General features: G+C 36.6%; 1 protein-coding gene. It reads left to right on the top strand.

The window, feature by feature from the left end:
• On the top strand, positions 1-315 hold a 315-nt coding region (locus AC1DE7_RS31900; RefSeq protein WP_477535899.1), incomplete at its 5' end, for a transposase.
• Positions 316-393: the final 78 nt, after the last annotated feature.

Here is a 393-nt window from a genome sequence, read left to right as displayed (position 1 = left end):
TTTGACATTGAAAAATGCAAAGTATGCCCAATGAAAGACGGGTGCTATAAAGAAGGTGCGAAAAGTAAAACCTATTCTGTAACCATCAAATCGACCGAACATAAGGAACATGAGGCATTTCAAAATAGCGATGGTTTCAAAGAAAAATCAAAAGAACGTTATAAAATTGAAGCGAAAAATAGCGAACTCAAGCACAGACACGGGTATGATGTTGCATCGTCCTCGGGTCTTGTTGGCATGCAAATGCAAGGTGCCATGGCCATATTTACTGTTAATCTCAAGCGAATCATTACACTCATGAAAGACTCAAAGTAAAAGGATAGAGAAAAAGGCTATATTCCGTTCCAATGTGAACGAAATATAGCCTTTTTGATTTAAAATGAATCTTAACAA

The organism is Paenibacillus sp. 10L310 (assembly GCF_056395745.1).
The sequence above is the reverse complement of the archived record's forward strand: the minus strand, read 5'-3'. Positions and strand labels throughout refer to the sequence as shown.